This window comes from Spirillospora sp. CA-108201, assembly GCF_050936235.1.
GTDB lineage: Bacteria > Actinomycetota > Actinomycetes > Streptosporangiales > Streptosporangiaceae > Spirillospora.
On the sequence record NZ_JBNJNE010000001.1, the window covers coordinates 2,073,861 to 2,090,028 of the forward strand.

General features: G+C 74.7%; 17 protein-coding genes. 9 read left to right on the forward strand and 8 right to left on the reverse strand.

The window, feature by feature from the left end:
• Positions 1 to 73: 73 nt before the first annotated feature.
• A complete protein-coding gene (locus tag ACQEU6_RS10270; protein ID WP_499330986.1) occupies positions 74 to 1,270 on the forward strand; it encodes a PucR-like N-terminal domain-containing protein in 1,197 nt (398 codons plus the stop codon).
• A 7-nt stretch (positions 1,271 to 1,277) separates the two neighbouring features.
• Here ACQEU6_RS10270 and ligA read toward each other — a convergent pair whose 3' ends face one another.
• The 3 genes from ligA to ACQEU6_RS10285 are packed head-to-tail and all read right to left on the reverse strand — an operon-like array spanning position 1,278 to position 5,227.
• Positions 1,278 to 3,347 (reverse strand): NAD-dependent DNA ligase LigA, encoded by a 2,070-nt coding sequence (gene ligA, locus ACQEU6_RS10275; protein ID WP_499330987.1) that lies wholly within the window; start codon positions 3,345 to 3,347, stop codon positions 1,278 to 1,280.
• Positions 3,348 to 3,386: 39 nt separating this feature from the next.
• A complete protein-coding gene (locus ACQEU6_RS10280; RefSeq protein WP_499330988.1) occupies positions 3,387 to 4,286 on the reverse strand; it encodes an alpha/beta hydrolase in 900 nt (299 codons plus the stop codon).
• Positions 4,287 to 4,297: 11 nt separating this feature from the next.
• Complete coding sequence (locus tag ACQEU6_RS10285; protein WP_499330990.1) at positions 4,298 to 5,227, reverse strand: DMT family transporter; 930 nt, start codon at positions 5,225 to 5,227, stop codon at positions 4,298 to 4,300.
• A 172-nt stretch (positions 5,228 to 5,399) separates the two neighbouring features.
• On the opposite strand from ACQEU6_RS10285, the gene pfkB reads away from it, so the two are divergent.
• The 7 genes from pfkB to ACQEU6_RS10320 all read left to right on the forward strand — a co-directional run bounded on the left by pfkB (position 5,400) and on the right by ACQEU6_RS10320 (position 10,523).
• Entirely contained in the window at positions 5,400 to 6,338 is a 939-nt protein-coding gene (gene pfkB, locus ACQEU6_RS10290; protein ID WP_499330992.1) for a 1-phosphofructokinase, read from the forward strand.
• Positions 6,339 to 6,384: 46 nt separating this feature from the next.
• A complete protein-coding gene (mtlA, locus tag ACQEU6_RS10295) occupies positions 6,385 to 7,572 on the forward strand; it encodes a mannitol-specific PTS transporter subunit IIC (RefSeq protein ID WP_499330994.1) in 1,188 nt (395 codons plus the stop codon).
• A 17-nt stretch (positions 7,573 to 7,589) separates the two neighbouring features.
• Positions 7,590 to 7,889 carry a PTS lactose transporter subunit IIB gene (locus ACQEU6_RS10300; protein ID WP_499330995.1) on the forward strand — a complete coding sequence of 100 codons (300 nt, stop codon included), beginning with the start codon at positions 7,590 to 7,592 and terminating at the stop codon, positions 7,887 to 7,889.
• A complete protein-coding gene (locus ACQEU6_RS10305; RefSeq protein WP_499330997.1) occupies positions 7,873 to 8,361 on the forward strand; it encodes a PTS mannitol transporter subunit IIA in 489 nt (162 codons plus the stop codon). The genes ACQEU6_RS10300 and ACQEU6_RS10305 overlap by 17 nt, the downstream gene beginning before the upstream one ends.
• On the forward strand, positions 8,358 to 9,398 hold the full coding sequence (locus ACQEU6_RS10310) for an alcohol dehydrogenase catalytic domain-containing protein (RefSeq protein ID WP_499330998.1): 1,041 nt from the start codon (positions 8,358 to 8,360) through the stop codon (positions 9,396 to 9,398). The genes ACQEU6_RS10305 and ACQEU6_RS10310 overlap by 4 nt, the downstream gene beginning before the upstream one ends.
• A 10-nt stretch (positions 9,399 to 9,408) precedes the next feature.
• The gene (locus ACQEU6_RS10315; protein ID WP_499331000.1) at positions 9,409 to 9,687 is read left to right on the forward strand and encodes an HPr family phosphocarrier protein; all 279 of its coding nucleotides are present in this window, start codon (positions 9,409 to 9,411) and stop codon (positions 9,685 to 9,687) included.
• Between the two features lie 74 nt (positions 9,688 to 9,761).
• Positions 9,762 to 10,523: a DeoR/GlpR family DNA-binding transcription regulator gene (locus ACQEU6_RS10320; protein WP_499331001.1), complete on the forward strand. Its 762-nt coding sequence runs from the start codon at positions 9,762 to 9,764 to the stop codon at positions 10,521 to 10,523.
• Between the two features lie 22 nt (positions 10,524 to 10,545).
• Here the strand turns inward: ACQEU6_RS10320 and ACQEU6_RS10325 are convergent, their stop codons facing one another.
• From ACQEU6_RS10325 to ACQEU6_RS10345, 5 genes are read right to left on the reverse strand one after another with little or no spacing between them, the layout of a single operon-like run.
• On the reverse strand, positions 10,546 to 11,859 hold the full coding sequence (locus tag ACQEU6_RS10325) for an ABC transporter substrate-binding protein (protein WP_499331002.1): 1,314 nt from the start codon (positions 11,857 to 11,859) through the stop codon (positions 10,546 to 10,548).
• Positions 11,777 to 12,967, reverse strand: a complete 1,191-nt coding sequence (locus ACQEU6_RS10330) for a branched-chain amino acid ABC transporter permease (RefSeq protein ID WP_499331004.1) — start codon at positions 12,965 to 12,967, stop codon at positions 11,777 to 11,779. Before ACQEU6_RS10330 ends, ACQEU6_RS10325 begins: the two co-directional genes overlap by 83 nt.
• A gap of 3 nt (positions 12,968 to 12,970) precedes the next feature.
• Positions 12,971 to 13,849, reverse strand: coding sequence for a branched-chain amino acid ABC transporter permease (locus ACQEU6_RS10335; protein ID WP_499331005.1), 879 nt, complete (start codon positions 13,847 to 13,849; stop codon positions 12,971 to 12,973).
• Complete coding sequence (locus ACQEU6_RS10340) at positions 13,849 to 14,556, reverse strand: ABC transporter ATP-binding protein (protein ID WP_499331007.1); 708 nt, start codon at positions 14,554 to 14,556, stop codon at positions 13,849 to 13,851. The genes ACQEU6_RS10335 and ACQEU6_RS10340 overlap by 1 nt, the downstream gene beginning before the upstream one ends.
• Entirely contained in the window at positions 14,549 to 15,328 is a 780-nt protein-coding gene (locus ACQEU6_RS10345) for an ABC transporter ATP-binding protein (protein WP_499331008.1), read from the reverse strand. The genes ACQEU6_RS10340 and ACQEU6_RS10345 overlap by 8 nt, the downstream gene beginning before the upstream one ends.
• Positions 15,329 to 15,564: 236 nt before the next feature.
• On the opposite strand from ACQEU6_RS10345, the gene ACQEU6_RS10350 reads away from it, so the two are divergent.
• On the forward strand, positions 15,565 to 16,164 hold the full coding sequence (locus ACQEU6_RS10350) for a TetR/AcrR family transcriptional regulator (RefSeq protein WP_499331009.1): 600 nt from the start codon (positions 15,565 to 15,567) through the stop codon (positions 16,162 to 16,164).
• Positions 16,165 to 16,168: the final 4 nt, after the last annotated feature.

Below are 16,168 nucleotides of genomic sequence, written 5' to 3' on the forward strand. Positions count from 1 at the left end.
GTCGGGTGATGACAGCGTTCGCTTTCTTGCCTAGGGTGATTCGCCCGAGCCCACCCCGCCGATCGGACAACGGATGACCGAAGGGCCGATGCCCGCCGAGCTGCCCGACGTGCTGAGGCAGCACCTCCAGGCCGCCGTGGACGAGATGGAGCGGGAGATCCGCGACCAGGTCCCCGAGTACGCGAGCGCCGACGGGGGCGAGTACGCCCGGAAGGTGGAGCGGACGGTCAGCGACACCGTCGCGTTCTTCGTGGACTCCGTCGACCATCCGACCGCGGACCCGCGCAGGATCACCGAGCTGTACCTGCGGCTCGGCGAGGAGGAGGCGCGGCACGGCCGGAGCCTTGCCGCGCTGCAGAACGCCATGCGCGTCAGCAGCCAGGTCGCCTGCCGCCGGTTCATCAAGGACGCCTACCGGCTCGGCTGGTCGCGCGAGACGCTGGGCCGGCTGACCGACTCGCTGTTCATGCTGCTGGCGCGGGCCGCCGACGCCGCCGCGCAGGGCTACGCCCGCGAGCAGGGCCAGCTGGCGACCGAGCGGGAGCGCCGCCGCGACCGGCTCCGCGACCTGCTGGTCGCCGAGCCCCCGCCCGGGCACGACGCCGTCGCCGAGCTGGCGGTCGCGGCGCGCTGGGAGCTGCCGAAGAGCATCGCGCTGGTGGCGCTGCCGGCGGGGGCGCCCTCCGGGGCCCGGATCCTGCCGCCCGCCGTGCTGGCCGACTGGGAGGCGCCGATCCCCTTCCTCGTGGTGCCCGACCCGGAGGGCCCCGGGCAGGACCGCCTGTGGCCGGCGCTGCGCAGGCTCGGCACATCGGCGCTCGGCCCGACCGTCCCGATCGGCCTGGGCGCGGTGTCGCTGCGCTGGGCCCGGCACGCCCTGACGCTGGCGGAGCGGGGGCTGCTGCCGGGCGACGGCCCGGTCCGGTGCGTGGACCACATCGCGTCCCTGGCCACGCTCGCGGCGGACGAACTGGTCGGCGCGACCGCCGAAGCCGTCCTCGGGCCGCTGCTGGAGCTGCCTCCGGCGCGCCGGCAGCCGCTCGCCGAGACGCTGCTGACCTACCTGCAGTGCGGCGACAACGCGGTGATCGCCGCGGAGCGGCTGCACATCCACGAGCAGACCGTCCGGTACCGGCTGCGCCGCATCACCGAGCTGACCGGCGGCCGGTTCACCGAGCCGGACGGCCGGCTGGACCTCATGCTGGTGCTGAGCTGGCTGGTGCGGACGGGCCGCGCCGAACGGGCCGACCACGCCGAACGGACCGCGTAGCCGCGGCTCACAGGAACGCGGCGACGCGGGCGGCGAACTCCTCCGGCGTGACGATCTCGACGCCGAGCTCCCCGGCCCTGGCCTTCTTCGATCCGGCCTTCTCCCCCGCGACGAGCAGGGACGTGCGGGCCGACACCGACGAGGACGCCCTGCCGCCGGCGCGTTCGATCAGCTCGTTCACCTGGGTGCGGGACAGGCCGTCGAGCGGGCCGGACATCGCTCCGGTCGCGACGACGGACATCCCGGCCAGGGGAAGGGCCGCGGCGCCGTCCCCGGCCTCCCGCGCGGCGGGGCCCCCGGCACCAGGCTCGGCCATGGTGACCCCGGCGGCGGCGAGCTTGTCGATCAGCGGGGCCAGCTCGGCGATCTCGGCGACCAGGACCGCGGCGCGCTCCGGGCCGACGCCCTCGACCTCCTGGAACGCCTCGGCGTCCGCGGCGCGGATCGCGTCCATCGCGCCGAAGTGGCGGGCGATGCGGCGCGACATCGACCGGCCGGTGCCGCGCAAGCCTAGCGCGCAGAACACCTTGCTCAGCGGCTTGGCCTTGGCGCCCTCGATCGCGGCGAGAAGGGCGGTGGTGCTGGTCTCCCCCATCCGCTCCAGGGCGATGACCTGGTCGTAGGTGAGGGTGAACAGGTCGGCGAAGTCGGTGATCAGCCCTGTGGCGATGAGCTGGTCGATGCGGCCCTCGCCGAGGCCCTCGATGTCGAACTGGTCGCGGGCCACCGCGTAGCGCAGGGAGACGACGGCGTGGCAGGCGCGCCCCCGCACGCACCGCCAGCGCTGCTGGGAGGCGTCGATCCCCTCGCCGCAGCGCGGGCAGGCCGCCGGGATCTCGATCGGCCGCTCCTCGCCCGTGCGCAGGTGGACGACGGGCGCCTCCACGCGCGGGATGACGTCGCCCGCCTTGTAGACGGTGACGTGGTCGCCGATCATCAGGCCTCGGCGCCCGATGTCGGCGGCGTTGTGCAGGGTCGCGTAGGTGACGGTGGAGCCGTCGACCTCGACGGGCTCCAGGACGGCGCGGGGCGCGATGACCCCGGTGCGGCCGACGTTCCACTCCACGTCCAGCAGCCGGGTGATCTTCTCGACCGCGGACAGCTTGTAGGCGACGGCCCAGCGCGGGGCGCGGGAGGACAGGCCAGCGTCGGCCTGGTCGGCCGCCGCGTCCGCCTTGACCACGATGCCGTCGATGCCGAAGGCGAGTTCCGCGCGCAGCGCGGCGATCTCCTCGACCCGCTCCAGCACCCGCGCGACGGTCGTCGCGATGATCCCCGGGGCGGACGTCGCGGCGGTGGTGTTGGCGCCGAGGCCGGCGACCAGCTCCATGATCTGGCCGTGCGGCAGGCCGCGCAGGCGCGCGGCCGTCTCGTCGTCGGTGCCGTCCATCGGGAGCGCGCCGTAGGCGAAGAAGGTCATCTCCACCTCGTAGGGGTGGTCCTTGGTGCGCAGGGACCCGGCGGCGGCGCTGCGCGGGTTGGCGAACGTCGTTCCCACCGCGGCGGTGCGGGCGGCGTTGGCGGCCTCGAACTGGGTCCGCGTCATCAGCACCTCGCCGCGCAGCTCGACGGTGAGCGGACGGGCGAGGCGCCCCGGCAGGCCGCGGATCATGCTGGTGCAGTGCGAGACGTCGTCCCCAACGGCGCCGTCGCCCCGCGTCACCAGCCGGACGAGCCGCCCGCCGCGGTACCGGGCCGAGATGGCCATCCCGTCCAGCTTCGGCTCCACGCTCCACTCCGCGACCTCGCGGCCCAGCCTGCGGGCCAGGCGCGCCGCCCACGTCTCCAGGCCCTCGGCGGAGAACACGTTGTCGAGGCTCAGCATCGGGACGGTGTGCGGGACGTCGCCGACCACCGCTCCCCCGGCGACCTTGCCCGTCGGGGACTCGGGCAGCACCTCGTCCGGGTGCTCGGCCTCGTAGGCGGCGATGCCGCGCACCAGCCGGTCGAAGGCGTCGTCGTCGAGCGGCGAGTCGCCCTCGCCGTAGTAGGCGGCGGAGGCGGCGACGGCGGTCTGGACGGCGGCGGCGTAGGCCGTCCGGTCGCCGATCTCGGTGCTGGCCGGTGTGGCGCTCATGACGCCATCATGCCTGGTGCCGCCGACGTCCCCCGGTGCTCAGCGGGCGGCCAGGCGGTGCCCGAGAAACGCCAGCTGGCGGTGGAGCCGCCGCCGCCAGAAGGCCGCGTCGTGGCAGCCGTCCTCCAGCCCGCCCTCGGGGCGGACCCGGTCGCGGAACTCGCGCACCCGGTCGGCGAAGGGGTCGCTCGTCCCGCAGTCGACGCGCAGCGGGATCCCCTTCAGCTCGCCCAGCGCGCCGAAGACGTCGTTGCGGTCGTAGTCCGCCGCGCCGTCGAACGAGCGCCGGTTGGCGGCGATCGCGTCCTCGTAGGAGGCGAACAGGGCCGGGGACGAGGCGACCACGGCGGCCGTGCGCGCACGGCCGAGGCGGCGGGCGAGCACGAGGGCGCCGAAGCCGCCCATCGACCAGCCGATGGCGCCGACGCGGCCGGTGCGGGCGCCGCGTTCCCGCAGCCGCGGCAGCAGCTCCTCCACGATCATGCCGACGGGGTCGTCGCCGGAGGCGCGGGGATGCCAGTAGGTGGAAGACCCTCCGTCCACGCTCACCAGGGTGAACGGGGGGACGCCGCCGCTCGCGACGGCGTCGGGCAGGTAGTGGTCCAGGGCCAGCTTCCGCACGAGGGCGGCGCCGTCGTCACCCGTGCCGTGCAGCGCGACGACCACCGGCAGGCCGCGCGGCGACCGGTTCGCGGCGGGCGGGACGATCGTCGCGGTGACGATCGTGCGGCGGTGCGCGGAGCGCCAGCTCAGCGTCTCGGGCCGTACCGACGCGGGCGGCGGCGCGGGCACGTCCCCGCACCTGCCGAGCGCGCGGTCCAGCCGGACCTTCCCGGGGAGGGCCTCGCTCTCGACCAGCGCGTAGCCGGTGCCGCCCGTGGCCGCGACGGCGCCGACGCCGCCGAGCCCGCCGAGGACGAGGGCGCGTCGGGTGATCAAAGCGGATCCTTTCAGGAGGGTCCGGGCACCGTATCGCCCTCGCGGGTCGCGTGCGCGGACCGCGACAGCAGCGCGACGCCCCCTGTGAGCAGGAGCACGCTGAACGACAGGGCGGTGAACGCCGCGGCCGTCCGGGGCGGCAGCGTCTGGAAGGCGAAGGCGGCCACGAGGTAGGACGCGATGGGGTTCGTCATCGTCATCGCGGTCATCGCGGCGGGCAGCGATCCGGCCGCGAACGCCCGCTGCTCGATGACCAGGCCGAGCAGGGTGCTGCCCGCCAGCGCGTAGCCGGGCCAGTCCACCGCGGTGGCCGCGACCCCGCGGTCGACCAGGTCAGCGGTGGTGAGCTTGATCAGCACGGCGGTCGCCGCGAAGCACAGGCCGGCGCAGACGCCGAGGAGCGCGGCCCGCACCGGGCCCCTGCGCAGCCAGGCCGCCCGGGACAGCACCACGATGACCGGCGCGGCGATGAGCCCGGCGAGCAGGATCCGCGGCCGGGACGGCTCGCCCTGCGGCGGGATCGCGCCCGGAACCGTGAACAGGACGGCGAGGCCCGCGGACACCGCGATGCCGCCGAACAGGTCCAGCCGCGCGGGCCGGCGTCCCGTGCCGATCGTCCCGAGCACGATCGTGAAGACGAGCTGGGTGACCAGAAGCGGCTGCACGACGGCCGTCGAGCCGAAGTTCAGGGCGACGGCCTGCGCGCAGAACCCGCCGAGGTTGACGCCCCACCCGGTCAGCCACACCGGGTCGCGGACCAGCCGGCGGATCAGGCCGTGGGCGGCCGAGGCGTCCGAGACGCCGCGCACGGCCCGCCTCGCGGCCCGGTACTGCAGGGCCGCCGCGGCGGCGAACAGGAACGCCGCGAGCAGGCTGAAGCAGACCGACCAGGCCATCAGACCGTCCCGCCCCTCCCGCATCGCGCATCGCGCATCGCGCATCGCGCATCGCACCGCACCACATCGCACCGCCACCACAGATCATCCTTCCCGCCACCGGACAGAACGACCAGGGCGGCCCGTCCGCTCTTGACCTCAGCCCAAAACGGATCTAAAACAAGAGAAACCAACTCAAACAGAAGGGAAGCCACATGGAGCCGGAGGCGGTCGGCGCATGATCGTCACGGTGACGCTCAATCCGAGCCTCGACCGGACGATCGAGGTGGACGTGCTGACCCGCGGCGCGGTCATCCGGGCCCGGTCCGCGCGGCTGGACCCGGGCGGCAAGGGCGTCAACGTGTCCCGGGCGCTGCTGGCCAACGACGTCGCGTCCGCCGCCGTGGTCGCGGTGGGCGGCGCGGACGGCGACCAGCTGCGCCGGCTGCTGGAGGCCGAGGGCATGCGCGTGCACGCGGTCCGCGCCAGCGGGCGGACCCGGTCCAACGTCACGATCGTCGAGCCCGGCGGCGTCGTCACCAAACTGAACGAGCCCGGCGGCCCGCTGTCGCCCGCGGAGCTGGACGAGGTCGGCGCCGCGATGGCCGCCGCGGCCGGCTCCGCCCGCTGGGTGGTCGGCTGCGGGAGCCTGCCGCCCGGCGTCCCGGACGGCACCTACGCGCGGATGTGCCGCCGGTTCGCGGCCGGCGGCGTCCGCGTCGCGGTCGACACCAGCGGCCCGGCGCTGCGCGCCGCCCTCGCCGCCTCGCCCGACCTGGTGAAACCGAACCGGGAGGAGCTCGCGGAGGCCGCGGGCGGCCCGGTCGACACCGTGGCCGACGCGGTCGAGGCCGCCGGGCAGCTGCGGGCCTGGGGAGCCCGCGCCGTCCTGGTCAGCCTCGGCGCGCAGGGCGCGGTGCTCGTCGACGACGACGGCGTCCTCACCGGCGAGGCGCCGGTCGCCCTCCCGCGCAGCACCGTCGGCGCCGGCGACGCCCTGCTCGCGGGGTTCCTCGCCGCGGGCGCCCGCGGGCCCCGCGCGCTCGCCGAGGGCCTCGCCTGGGGCGCGGCGGCCGTGCGGCTGCCCGCCAGCCGAATGCCCGGCGCCGCCGACGTGCGGCGCGACATCGTCCGCATCCATCCGCGGCCCGACCTCGCCCGTCCCCTCCCGACCTGACCCCGCAGAGCACGACCCCCCACCCCCCGAACGACAGGAGGCCGAGATGGCCACCACCTACACCCCGGAACCCGCCGGGAGCGGTTTCCGCGCGAACGTCCAGCGGCTCGGCGGCCGGATGGCCGGGATGGTGATGCCGAACATCGGCGCGTTCATCGCCTGGGGCCTGATCACCGCCCTGTTCATCCCGACCGGCTGGCTGCCGAACAAGGAACTCGGCGAGCTCGTCGACCCGATGATCAAGTTCCTGCTGCCACTGCTGATCGGCTACACCGGCGGCCGGATGGTGCACGGCCAGCGCGGCGCCGTCGTCGGCGCGGTCGCCACCGTGGGCATCGTCGTCGGCGCCGAGGTGCCGATGTTCCTCGGCGCGATGATCGTCGGGCCGCTCGCCGCGTACCTGCTGCGGCTGTTCGACGGCCTCGTGCAGGACCGCGTCCGGACCGGGTTCGAGATGCTGGTCGACAACTTCTCCGCCGGGATCGTCGGCGCCGCGATGGCCGTCGCGGGGAACCGGCTCATCGGCCCGGTCATGAACACCTTCACCGAGTGGGCCGGGGACGGCGTGGGGTGGCTGATCGACCACGACCTGCTGCCGCTCACGTCCCTGCTCATCGAGCCGGCGAAGGTGCTGTTCCTCAACAACGCCGTCAACCACGGGGTGCTCGGGCCGCTCGGCGTCCAGCAGGCCGCCGAGCACGGCAAGTCCGTGCTGTTCATGCTGGAGTCCAATCCGGGGCCGGGCCTCGGCGTCCTGCTCGCCTACTGGTTCTTCGGGCCGCGGCGGCTGCGCCCGAGCGTCCCGGCGGCCGCCGTCATCCACTTCTTCGGCGGCATCCACGAGATCTACTTCCCCTACATCCTGATGAAGCCGCGGATGATCCTCGCCGCGATGGCGGGCGGCGTGACCGGCGTGGCGATCTTCGTGGCCACCGGCGCCGGGCTCGTGGCGACCCCGTCGCCGGGCAGCATCTTCGCCTACCTCACGCAGACGCCCCGCGGCGCCGGCAACTGGATCGGCGTCTACGCGGGCCTGCTCGCCTCCGCGGCCGTCTCCTTCGGCGTCGGCGCCGCCCTGCTCGGCTTCGGCAGGCTGGCCGAGACCGAACCCGAGGACGGCGAGACCGGCCCGCAGGACGGGGAGGCGCCGGCCGCGGAGGCGCGGAGCGCCGCCGAGGAGACCGCCCCGCCGGAGCCCGCCGGCGGCGCGGCACGGGAAACGACCGCCCACTGATGGAAGGCGCATCCACGATGAACGGCAAGGACATCCGCAAACTCGTCATCGCCTGCGACGCCGGCATGGGCAGCAGCGTCATGCTCGCCGGGCAGCTCCGCAAGGCGCTGCGCAAGCAGGACGTCGCGGTCGAGCACACGCCCGTCGACGCGATCCCCGGGGACGCCGACGTGGTCGTCTGCCACACCGGGCTCGCGGCCCGCGCCCGGCGCGGCGCCGGAGACGCACCGGTGATCCCGTTCGAGGTCTACCTCGGCGACCCCGCCGTCGACCGGCTGGTCAAGGCGATCAAGGACGGCGGTGAGGTCGGTGCCTGACGGCGCCGCCGGCCTGCTCGCACCGGAGGCGATCCGGCTGGACGCGCGGGCCCGCGACCACGAGCACGCCGTCCGCGTCTGCGGGCAGGTGCTCGTGGACGCGGGCGCCGTCGACCCCGGCTACGTCGACGCGATGCTGGAGCGCGAGCGCTCCGTCTCCACCTACCTCGGCGAGGGCGTGGCGATACCGCACGGCACGTCCCGCGGCCGCGACCTCATCCGCCGCGACGCCCTCGCCGTCGTCCGCTTCCCGGAGGGGGCGGACTGGAACGGCGAGACCGTCACCGTCTGCATCGCGATCGCGACGCGCGGCGACGGCCACATGGAGATCCTCGCCGAGCTGGCGCAGGTCCTCATGGACCCGGGCCGGGCCCGCGCGCTGCGCGAGGCCACCGCCGCCGAGCAGGTCCTCGCCCTGCTCGCCCCGCGGACCGAGGACGAGGAACCGACAGGACAGGGAATCACCGCATGAAGGTCGCCCGCTTCTACGCCCCCGCCGACATCCGGCTGGAGGACGCCCCCGAGCCCGAGCCCGGCCCCGGCGAGCTGAAGATCCGCGTCCGCAACTGCTCGACCTGCGGCACCGACGTCAAGATCTCCCGGTTCGGGCACCACCACATCGTCCCGCCCCGGGTGATGGGCCACGAGATCGCCGGCGAGGTCGTCGAGGCCGGGGCGGGCGCCGGGGACTGGGCCGCGGGCGACCGCGTCCAGGTGATCGCGGCGATCCCGTGCGGGCGGTGCGCCGAATGCCGCCGCGGCCGGATGACGGTCTGCGCCGCGCAGGAGTCGATGGGGTACCACTACGACGGCGGGTTCGCCGAGTACATGATCGTCCCGGCGAAGGTGCTCGCCGTGGGCGGGGTGAACCGGATCCCCGAGGGCGTCCCGTTCGCCGAGGCGTCGGTCGCCGAGCCGCTCGCCTGCGTGCTGAACGGCCAGGAGCTGGCCCGGGTCGGCGAGGGCGACGACGTCGTGGTGTTCGGCTCGGGCCCGGTCGGCTGCCTGCACGTGCGGGTCGCGCGGGCCCGCGGCGCCGCCCGCGTGTTCCTCGTGGAGGTCAACGCCGAGCGGCTGCACCGGGCCGCCGCGCTCGTCAAGCCGGACGCCGCCCTCGACGCGGGGGCCGGCGACGTCGTCGAGGAGATCCTCGAACGCACCGGCGGGCGCGGCGCCGACGTCGCGATCACCGCCGCCGCGTCGGCCGCCGCGCAGGGCCAGGCGCAGCGGCTCGTCGCGCCGGGCGGCCGGGTCAGCCTGTTCGGAGGGCTGCCCAAGGACGACCCCGTCGTCCCCGTCGACGCCAACCGCGTCCACTACCGGGAGCTGTCCCTGGTCGGCGCGAACGGGTCGAGCCCCGCGCACAACGCCCGCGCGCTGGAGCTGATCGGTTCCGGGCGGGTCCCCGTCGAGGACCTCATCACCCACCGGCTCCCGCTGGACGCCCTGCACGACGCCCTCGACCTGGTCACCCGGGGCGCCGCCATCAAGGTCACGATCGAGCCCTGAAGGAGACGCCATGCCCGAACGGAACGTCGTCGTCGCCGCGGCGCAGGGGCTGCACGCCCGCCCCGCGCAGTTGTTCGTCCAGGCGGCCGCGCGGCAGCCGGTGCCGGTGTCCATCCGGGTCGGGGACGGCGCGCCCGTCCCCGCGAGCAGCATCCTCGGGGTGCTGTCGCTCGGCGCGCGGCACGGCACGCAGGTGACCCTGTCGGCGGAGGGCGAGCAGGCCGGCGGCGCGCTGGAGGAGCTCGCCGACCTGCTCGCCCGCGACCTGGACGCCGGACCACCCGCCTGATCGCGGCCCCGCCCCGGCCGCGGACTCGGCACAATGGACGCACCGCGACGCGGACGGAACGGGGGACGACGGTCATGTACGCCGAGGAACGGCAGCAGGCGATCCTTGCGCTGGCGCGCTCGAAGGGCCGGGTGGACGTGGTCGCGCTCGCCGAGGAGTTCTCGGTCACGACCGAGACGATCCGCCGGGACCTGACCGTGCTGGAGCGGGCCGGGACGGTCCGGCGCGTGCACGGCGGCGCGATGCCCGTCGAGCGGCTCGGCTTCGAGCCGGAGCTCGCGGCGCGGGACGCGGTGATGACGGAGGAGAAGCAGCGCATCGCCAAGGCGGCGCTGGAGGAGCTGCCCGCCGACGGGTCGGTCATCGTGGACGCCGGGACCACCACCTCCCGGTTCGTCCAGCTGCTGCCCACCGACCGCGAGCTGACGGTCATCGTGAACTCGCCGCCGCACGCCGCGGTGCTGGCCACCCGCCCCAACCTCACGGTGATCATCCTCGGCGGGCGGGTGCGCGGCCGCACGCTCGCCACGGTGGACGACTGGGTGCTGCGCCCGCTCGCCGACCTGTGGGTGGACGTGGCGTTCATGGCGACCAACGGCTGCTCGGTCGAGCGCGGGCTGACCACCTCCGACCAGGCCGAGGCCGCGGTGAAACGGGCGATGATCGCCTCGTCGCGGCGGCGCGTGCTGCTCGCCGACCGCACCAAGATCGGGCATGACCACCTCGTGCGGTTCGGCGACCTCGCCGACATCGACGTGCTGATCACCGACACCGGTCTGGACACCGACCTCGCCGCCGACATCGCCGCGACGGGCCCGGAGGTCGTCCGCGCCTGAACGCCGCCCGCGGCGGGACCCGTCAGCCCGCGGCGGGGACGCCGTTCGCGGGCGCCTGCGGCTGCGGGGTCGTGTAGGGCCGGATCGGGCCGTCACCGTCGTCGGTGGTCAGCGGCCGCCCCTCGGGCACGACGTTCTGCCCCTTGATCGTGCCGATGACGGCCCCGGTGTACCCGGCGTGCGAGTCCGGGCCGTAGGCGAACGGGACGACGCCCGGCCCCGTGAAGCGCGACTTCTCCAGCGCCTCCACGACGCCCTTGCGGGTCGGGTTCTTCCCGGCCGCCTGGAGCGCCTGCACGAAGGTGTAGGCGACCGACATCCCGTAGACGATGTTGCCGTTGAACGGCAGCTTCGGGATGTACCGGTCGTGGACCTTCTTGAACAGCGCCGTCCAGCTGCTGGAGGCGTCGCCCGGCGCGGCGAGGTAGCCGTCGGTCACCATGCCCTGGATGAGAGGGCTGCCCTCGACCTCGCTGCCTCCCTTCTTGGCGAAGCTCTCCAGCAGCCCCGTGAGGGTGATGGGATCGGACCCGACGTTGCTGACGACGAACGTCGGCTTGTAGCCCAGCTTCAGCGCGGCGAGCCGGAACAGCGCCGTGTAGGTGGGGATGCTGAACAGCACGACGACGTCGGCCTTGGACTGCGCGATCGCCTGCGCCTGCGCGCCGATGTCGGTGCTGCCCGGCTGGTAGGACTGCCGGGACACGACCTGGTCCTTCGGCAGGTACTTGTCGAGGCCCTTCACCCCGTCCTGGCCGAAGTCGTCGTTCTGGAAGAAGTAGGCGACCTTCTTCCCCGCGTAGGCCTTCCTGACGTGGTCACCGAGGATCTTGCCCTCGCGGATGTAGTCGACCTGCCAGCCGAACGTCTGCGGATGCTCGTCCGGCCGGTCCCAGCAGCCGCAGCCCGACGCGACGAACAGGTCGGGGACGCGCTGGGCGTTCAGGTAGCCGACCACCTTGGAGTGCGTGGGCGTGCCCAGCCCGTTGAAGATCGCGAAGACCCTGTCCTGGAGGACGAGCTTCTGCGTCACGCTCACGGTCTGCGTCGGGTTGTAGGCGTCGTCGACGTACTTGTAGACGATCTTGCGTCCGTGCACGCCGCCGGAGGCGTTCACGTGGTCGAAGAACGCCTTGGACGCCGCGGAGTTGGCGCTGTATCCGGGCGCGGCCGGCCCGGTCAGCGGCTGGTGGCTGCCGATCGTGACGGTGGTGGCGGTGACGCCGGGCGCCGCCGACCCGCCGCCCCCCGCGTCACCGCCGCAGCCGCTCGCCGCGGCCGCCAGCGTCACCGCGGTCGTCAGGGCGAGCGCCCGCCTCGTCCGGGGTCGCTTCATCTGCTCCTCCTGGGTGCGTTGTGGTGGGCCCCGATGTGTCGCTCGACGCCGGACCGCGCGCCCCGGGAGCCCGGTCGCGCCTCCCGCGTGCGCGGCGCTTGGCGGCGCCGCCGATGTCGCGCAGCCCTCCCTGGACACCGCGCGGGAAGGCCAGCGTCACCACGATGAGGACGAGGCCGTAGAGGGCGAGGGGCAGGTTCGACGCGATGTCGTGCGAGAGGCCGGACGAGGACGACAGGTCCGCCGCCCAGGTCGGCACGTAGACCAGGATCAGCGCGCCCCACACGGCGCCCGGCAGGCTGCCGAGCCCGCCGATGACGATCGCGGCGACGAGCTGGAGGGACAGCGTGAGCGGGAACGCGCCCGGCGCCGCCAGCGTGGCGACCACGGCGAGCAGCCCGCCGGCGAGCCCGGCGCAGGCCGCCGAGACGACGGTCGCGGCGATCCGCAGCCGGGCGACGCGGACCCCGCTCAGCGCGGCGGCGATCTCGTCGTCGCGGCTGGCGCGCAGCGTCCGCCCGAACCGGCCGCGGGTCAGGTTCGCGAGAAGGAACAGCGTGACGACGGCGCCGAGGCAGCAGATCCACGCCTGCCAGCGCTCCAGCGGGAACGTCTCGCCGAGCGCGGCGGGCGGGACCGGCGGGACGATCGTCAGCCCGTTCTGGCCGCCGAGCACGCGGGTGAGCGGCTCGTAGTTGGCGAGGCCGGGCAGCCCGACGGCGAAGGCGAGGGTGGCGCCGGCCAGGTAGGGGCCGTGCAGCCGGGCGGCGACGGCGCCGACCACCGCGCCGGCGACGGCGGTGGCCCCGGCCGCCGCCGGCAGGACGGCCGCGAGCGGCCAGCCCCAGTGGCCGATGACCAGCGCGGCGGTGTAGGCGCCGACCGCCATGAACGCGCCGTGCCCGAGGGAGATCTGCCCGCCGAGCCCGGTCAGCACCGTCAGGCCCGCGACCGCGCAGGTGAGGTAGGCGGCCTGCGCGATCTGCAGGTCCCGGTAGGGGGAGGCGGCCGCGGTCAGCACGTACAGCGCGGCGAGCGCGAGGACGGCTCCGGCCGCGTGCCGGGTCAGGGTGGAGCGGCGCAGGACGCTTCGCACGGGCGCGGTCACGACTCACACCCTCCGTCCGGTGCTCGCGGCGAACAGGCCGTTCGGTCTGACCATCAGGACGGCGGTGAGGGCGGCGAGGGCCCCGAGGGCGACGAGCTCCGAGCCGAGGTAGCCGGACACGTAGCTGAGGGCGCAGCCGAGCAGCAGCCCGCCGGTGACGGCGCCCGCGGGGCTGTCCAGCCCGCCGATCACGGCCGCGGTGAACCCGAGGACGAGCATCGCGTCGAACTGGGCGGGCCCGACGAACACCGACGGGGCGATCAGCACCCCGGCGAGCGAGCCGACGAGCGCGGCGAGCGCCCAGCCGAGGGTCAGCATCCGGCCGACGCGCACGCCCTGCAGCCGGGCGATCTCGGGCGCGAACGCCGACGCCCGCAGCCGCAGCCCGAGGTCGGTGCGGACGAACAGCAGTGTCAGCAGCACCATGACCGCGGCGACGGCGCCGATGACGAACAGGTCGAACGGCGACAGCAGCAGCCGCGTCCCGCCCGCGGACAGGCCCTTGATGGTGAAGGCGGGCGGGTAGGAGTGCGGCGTGTCGCCCCAGATCATGCCCGCGGCCGCCTGCAGCAGCACGAGCAGGCCGAGGGTGACGATCACCGCGTTCAGCGGCGGCTTGTCCTCGACGGGGCGGACCACGACGCGCTCGACGACGGCGCCCAGCACCAGCCCGGACGCCAGGGCGGCGCCGAGCGCGAGCCAGTAGGAGCCGCCCGCGTCGATGACGCTCCAGGCGAGGAACGTCGTGAACATCAGCATGCCGCCCTGCGCGAAGTTGACGACGCGGGTGGAGCGCCAGATCAGCACCAGGGCGAGCGCGACCGCCGCGAACACCGCCCCGGAGGTGATCCCGGCGAGCGTGAGATTGAGGAAGCGCACCATCAGAACCCCAGGTAGGCGTGGCGGAGGCGGTCGTCGGCGGCGACGGCGGCGGCGGGCTCGTCCGCCACGACGGAGCCGAGGTCCAGGACGACGGCGCGGTCGGCGACCGACAGGGCGCTGCGCGCGTTCTGCTCCACGAGCAGCACGGTCCGGCCGTCCTCGTCGCACAGCCGCCGCAGCACGGCCATGAGCTGGGCGACCACCCGCGGCGCGAGGCCGAGGGACGGCTCGTCCACCAGCAGCAGCCGCGGCCCGCCCGTGAGCGCCCGGGCCAGCGCGAGCATCTGCCGCTCGCCTCCGGACAGGGTGGCGGCGGCGCGGGACCGGCGCTGCGCGAGCGGCGGGAACAGCGCGTACATCTCGGCGACCCGGCGCGCGAGGGCCGCCCGGTCCCGCCGCCACAGCCCGCCGAGCCGCAGGTTGTCCTCCACGGTCAGCTCGGTGATCACGCCGCCGTTCTGCGGGACGTGCGCGACGCCGAGCCGGACGATCTCCTCGACCGCCCGCCCGGTGATGTCCGCGCCGTCCAGCACGACGCGTCCCGAGCGCGGCCGCAGGAGGCCGGAGACGGCGCGCAGCAGCGTGGTCTTCCCCGCGCCGTTCGCGCCGAGCACGGCGGTGACCGAGCCCTCGTCGACCGACAGGTCCACGCCGCCGAGCGCGCGGACCGCCCCGTAGGCGACGGTGAGGTCCCTCACCTCAAGCATCGGCGACCTCCTCGCCGAGGTAGGCGTCGAGGACGGCCGGGGCGTCGCGCACCCGCTCGGGCGGGCCGCTCGCGATGACCCTCCCGAAGTCCAGGACGACGACCTGGTCGCAGACGCCCATGACGAGGTCCATGTGGTGCTCGACGAGGACGACGGCGGGCCCGCCGCGCAGCCCGCGGATCAGCCCGGCCAACTCGTCCATCTCGGCCGCGGACAGCCCCGCGGCTGGCTCGTCCAGCAGCAGCAGGTCGGGCTCGGCCACGAGCGCGCGGGCCAGCGCGACCCGCTTCTGCACGCCGTAGGGCAGCTGCCCGGGCAGCCGCGCCGCCTCGCCCGCGACGCCCAACTCCGCGAGCCGGGCCATGGCCCGTTCGCGCAGGGCCGCCTCGTCGCGGTCGGCGCGCGGAAGCGCGAGAAGGCCGGACCAGAACCCGGTCCTGGCGTGCGGGTCGGCGCCGACCATCGCGTTCTCCAGCACGGTCAGCCCGGGGAACAGCCCGAGGCCCTGGAGCGTGCGGGCGATGCCGAGCCGCGTCAGGTCGTGCGGCCGGTGGCGGCCGAGGACCCGGCCCCGCCAGCGCACCTCGCCCGACTCCGGCCGGACGAACCCGCACACGGCGTTGAAGAGCGTCGTCTTGCCGGCGCCGTTCGGGCCGATCACGCCGGTGACCCGGCCCTCGGGCGCCGTGAGCGACACCCCGTCCAGTGCGACCAGCCCGGCGAAGCGGACGGTCACCTCTCGTAGTTCCAGGATCGCGGAGGAGCCGGACACGTCGCCTCACCTCGCCGATGAATCAGCGCGAATCCCCCGAGGCCCGAAAACACATACCGACTGGTCGGATTTTCCGAAGATAGAATCAGCGGGCACTCCGGTCAACAGCCGATCCGCCCCGTCCTCGCGCCCGCCGCGGCGGAACTCCGCCGGGGGTAGGCTGATCGGCGATCTGCGGGCGGCCGCGCCGGGGCGGCACGAGACCCCGGAGGGCCTTCCCGGACGGAGGTGGAGTGATGGCGCAGGCGCCCGCGGGCCGGATCCGCACCCTTCCGCTGCCCGACCGGCTGCTGGCCGTGGCGACGCGGATGTTCGCCGAGAAGGGCTTCGAGAACACCTCGGTGCAGGAGATCGTGAACGCCGCCGGGGTGACCAAGGGGGCCATGTACCACTACTTCGGCTCCAAGGACGACCTGCTCTACGAGATCTACCACCGGCTCCTCGGCCTGCAGACGTCCCGGCTGGAGCAGATCGCGGGCGGCCCCGGCACGGCCGCCGAACGGCTCCGCGCCGCCGCCGTCGACGTCCTCAACACCTCGTTCCTCTACCTGGACGACTTCACCGTCTTCTTCCGCTCGACGCACCTGCTCTCCCGCGACCGCCGCGAGGCCGTCCGCGCCGAACGGCGCCGCTACCACGAGCGCTTCCGCGCCCTGGTCGAGGAGGGCCAGCGCGAGGGCACGTTCCGCACCGAGACGCCCGCCGACATCGCCGTCCACTTCTTCTTCGGCACCGTCCACCAGATCGGCGCCTGGTACCGCCCGGGCGGCCGCCTCAAGACGGCCGCCATCAGCGAGCACTACGTGGACCTGTTCCTCCGCGGCCTGGAGAAGTAGCGGG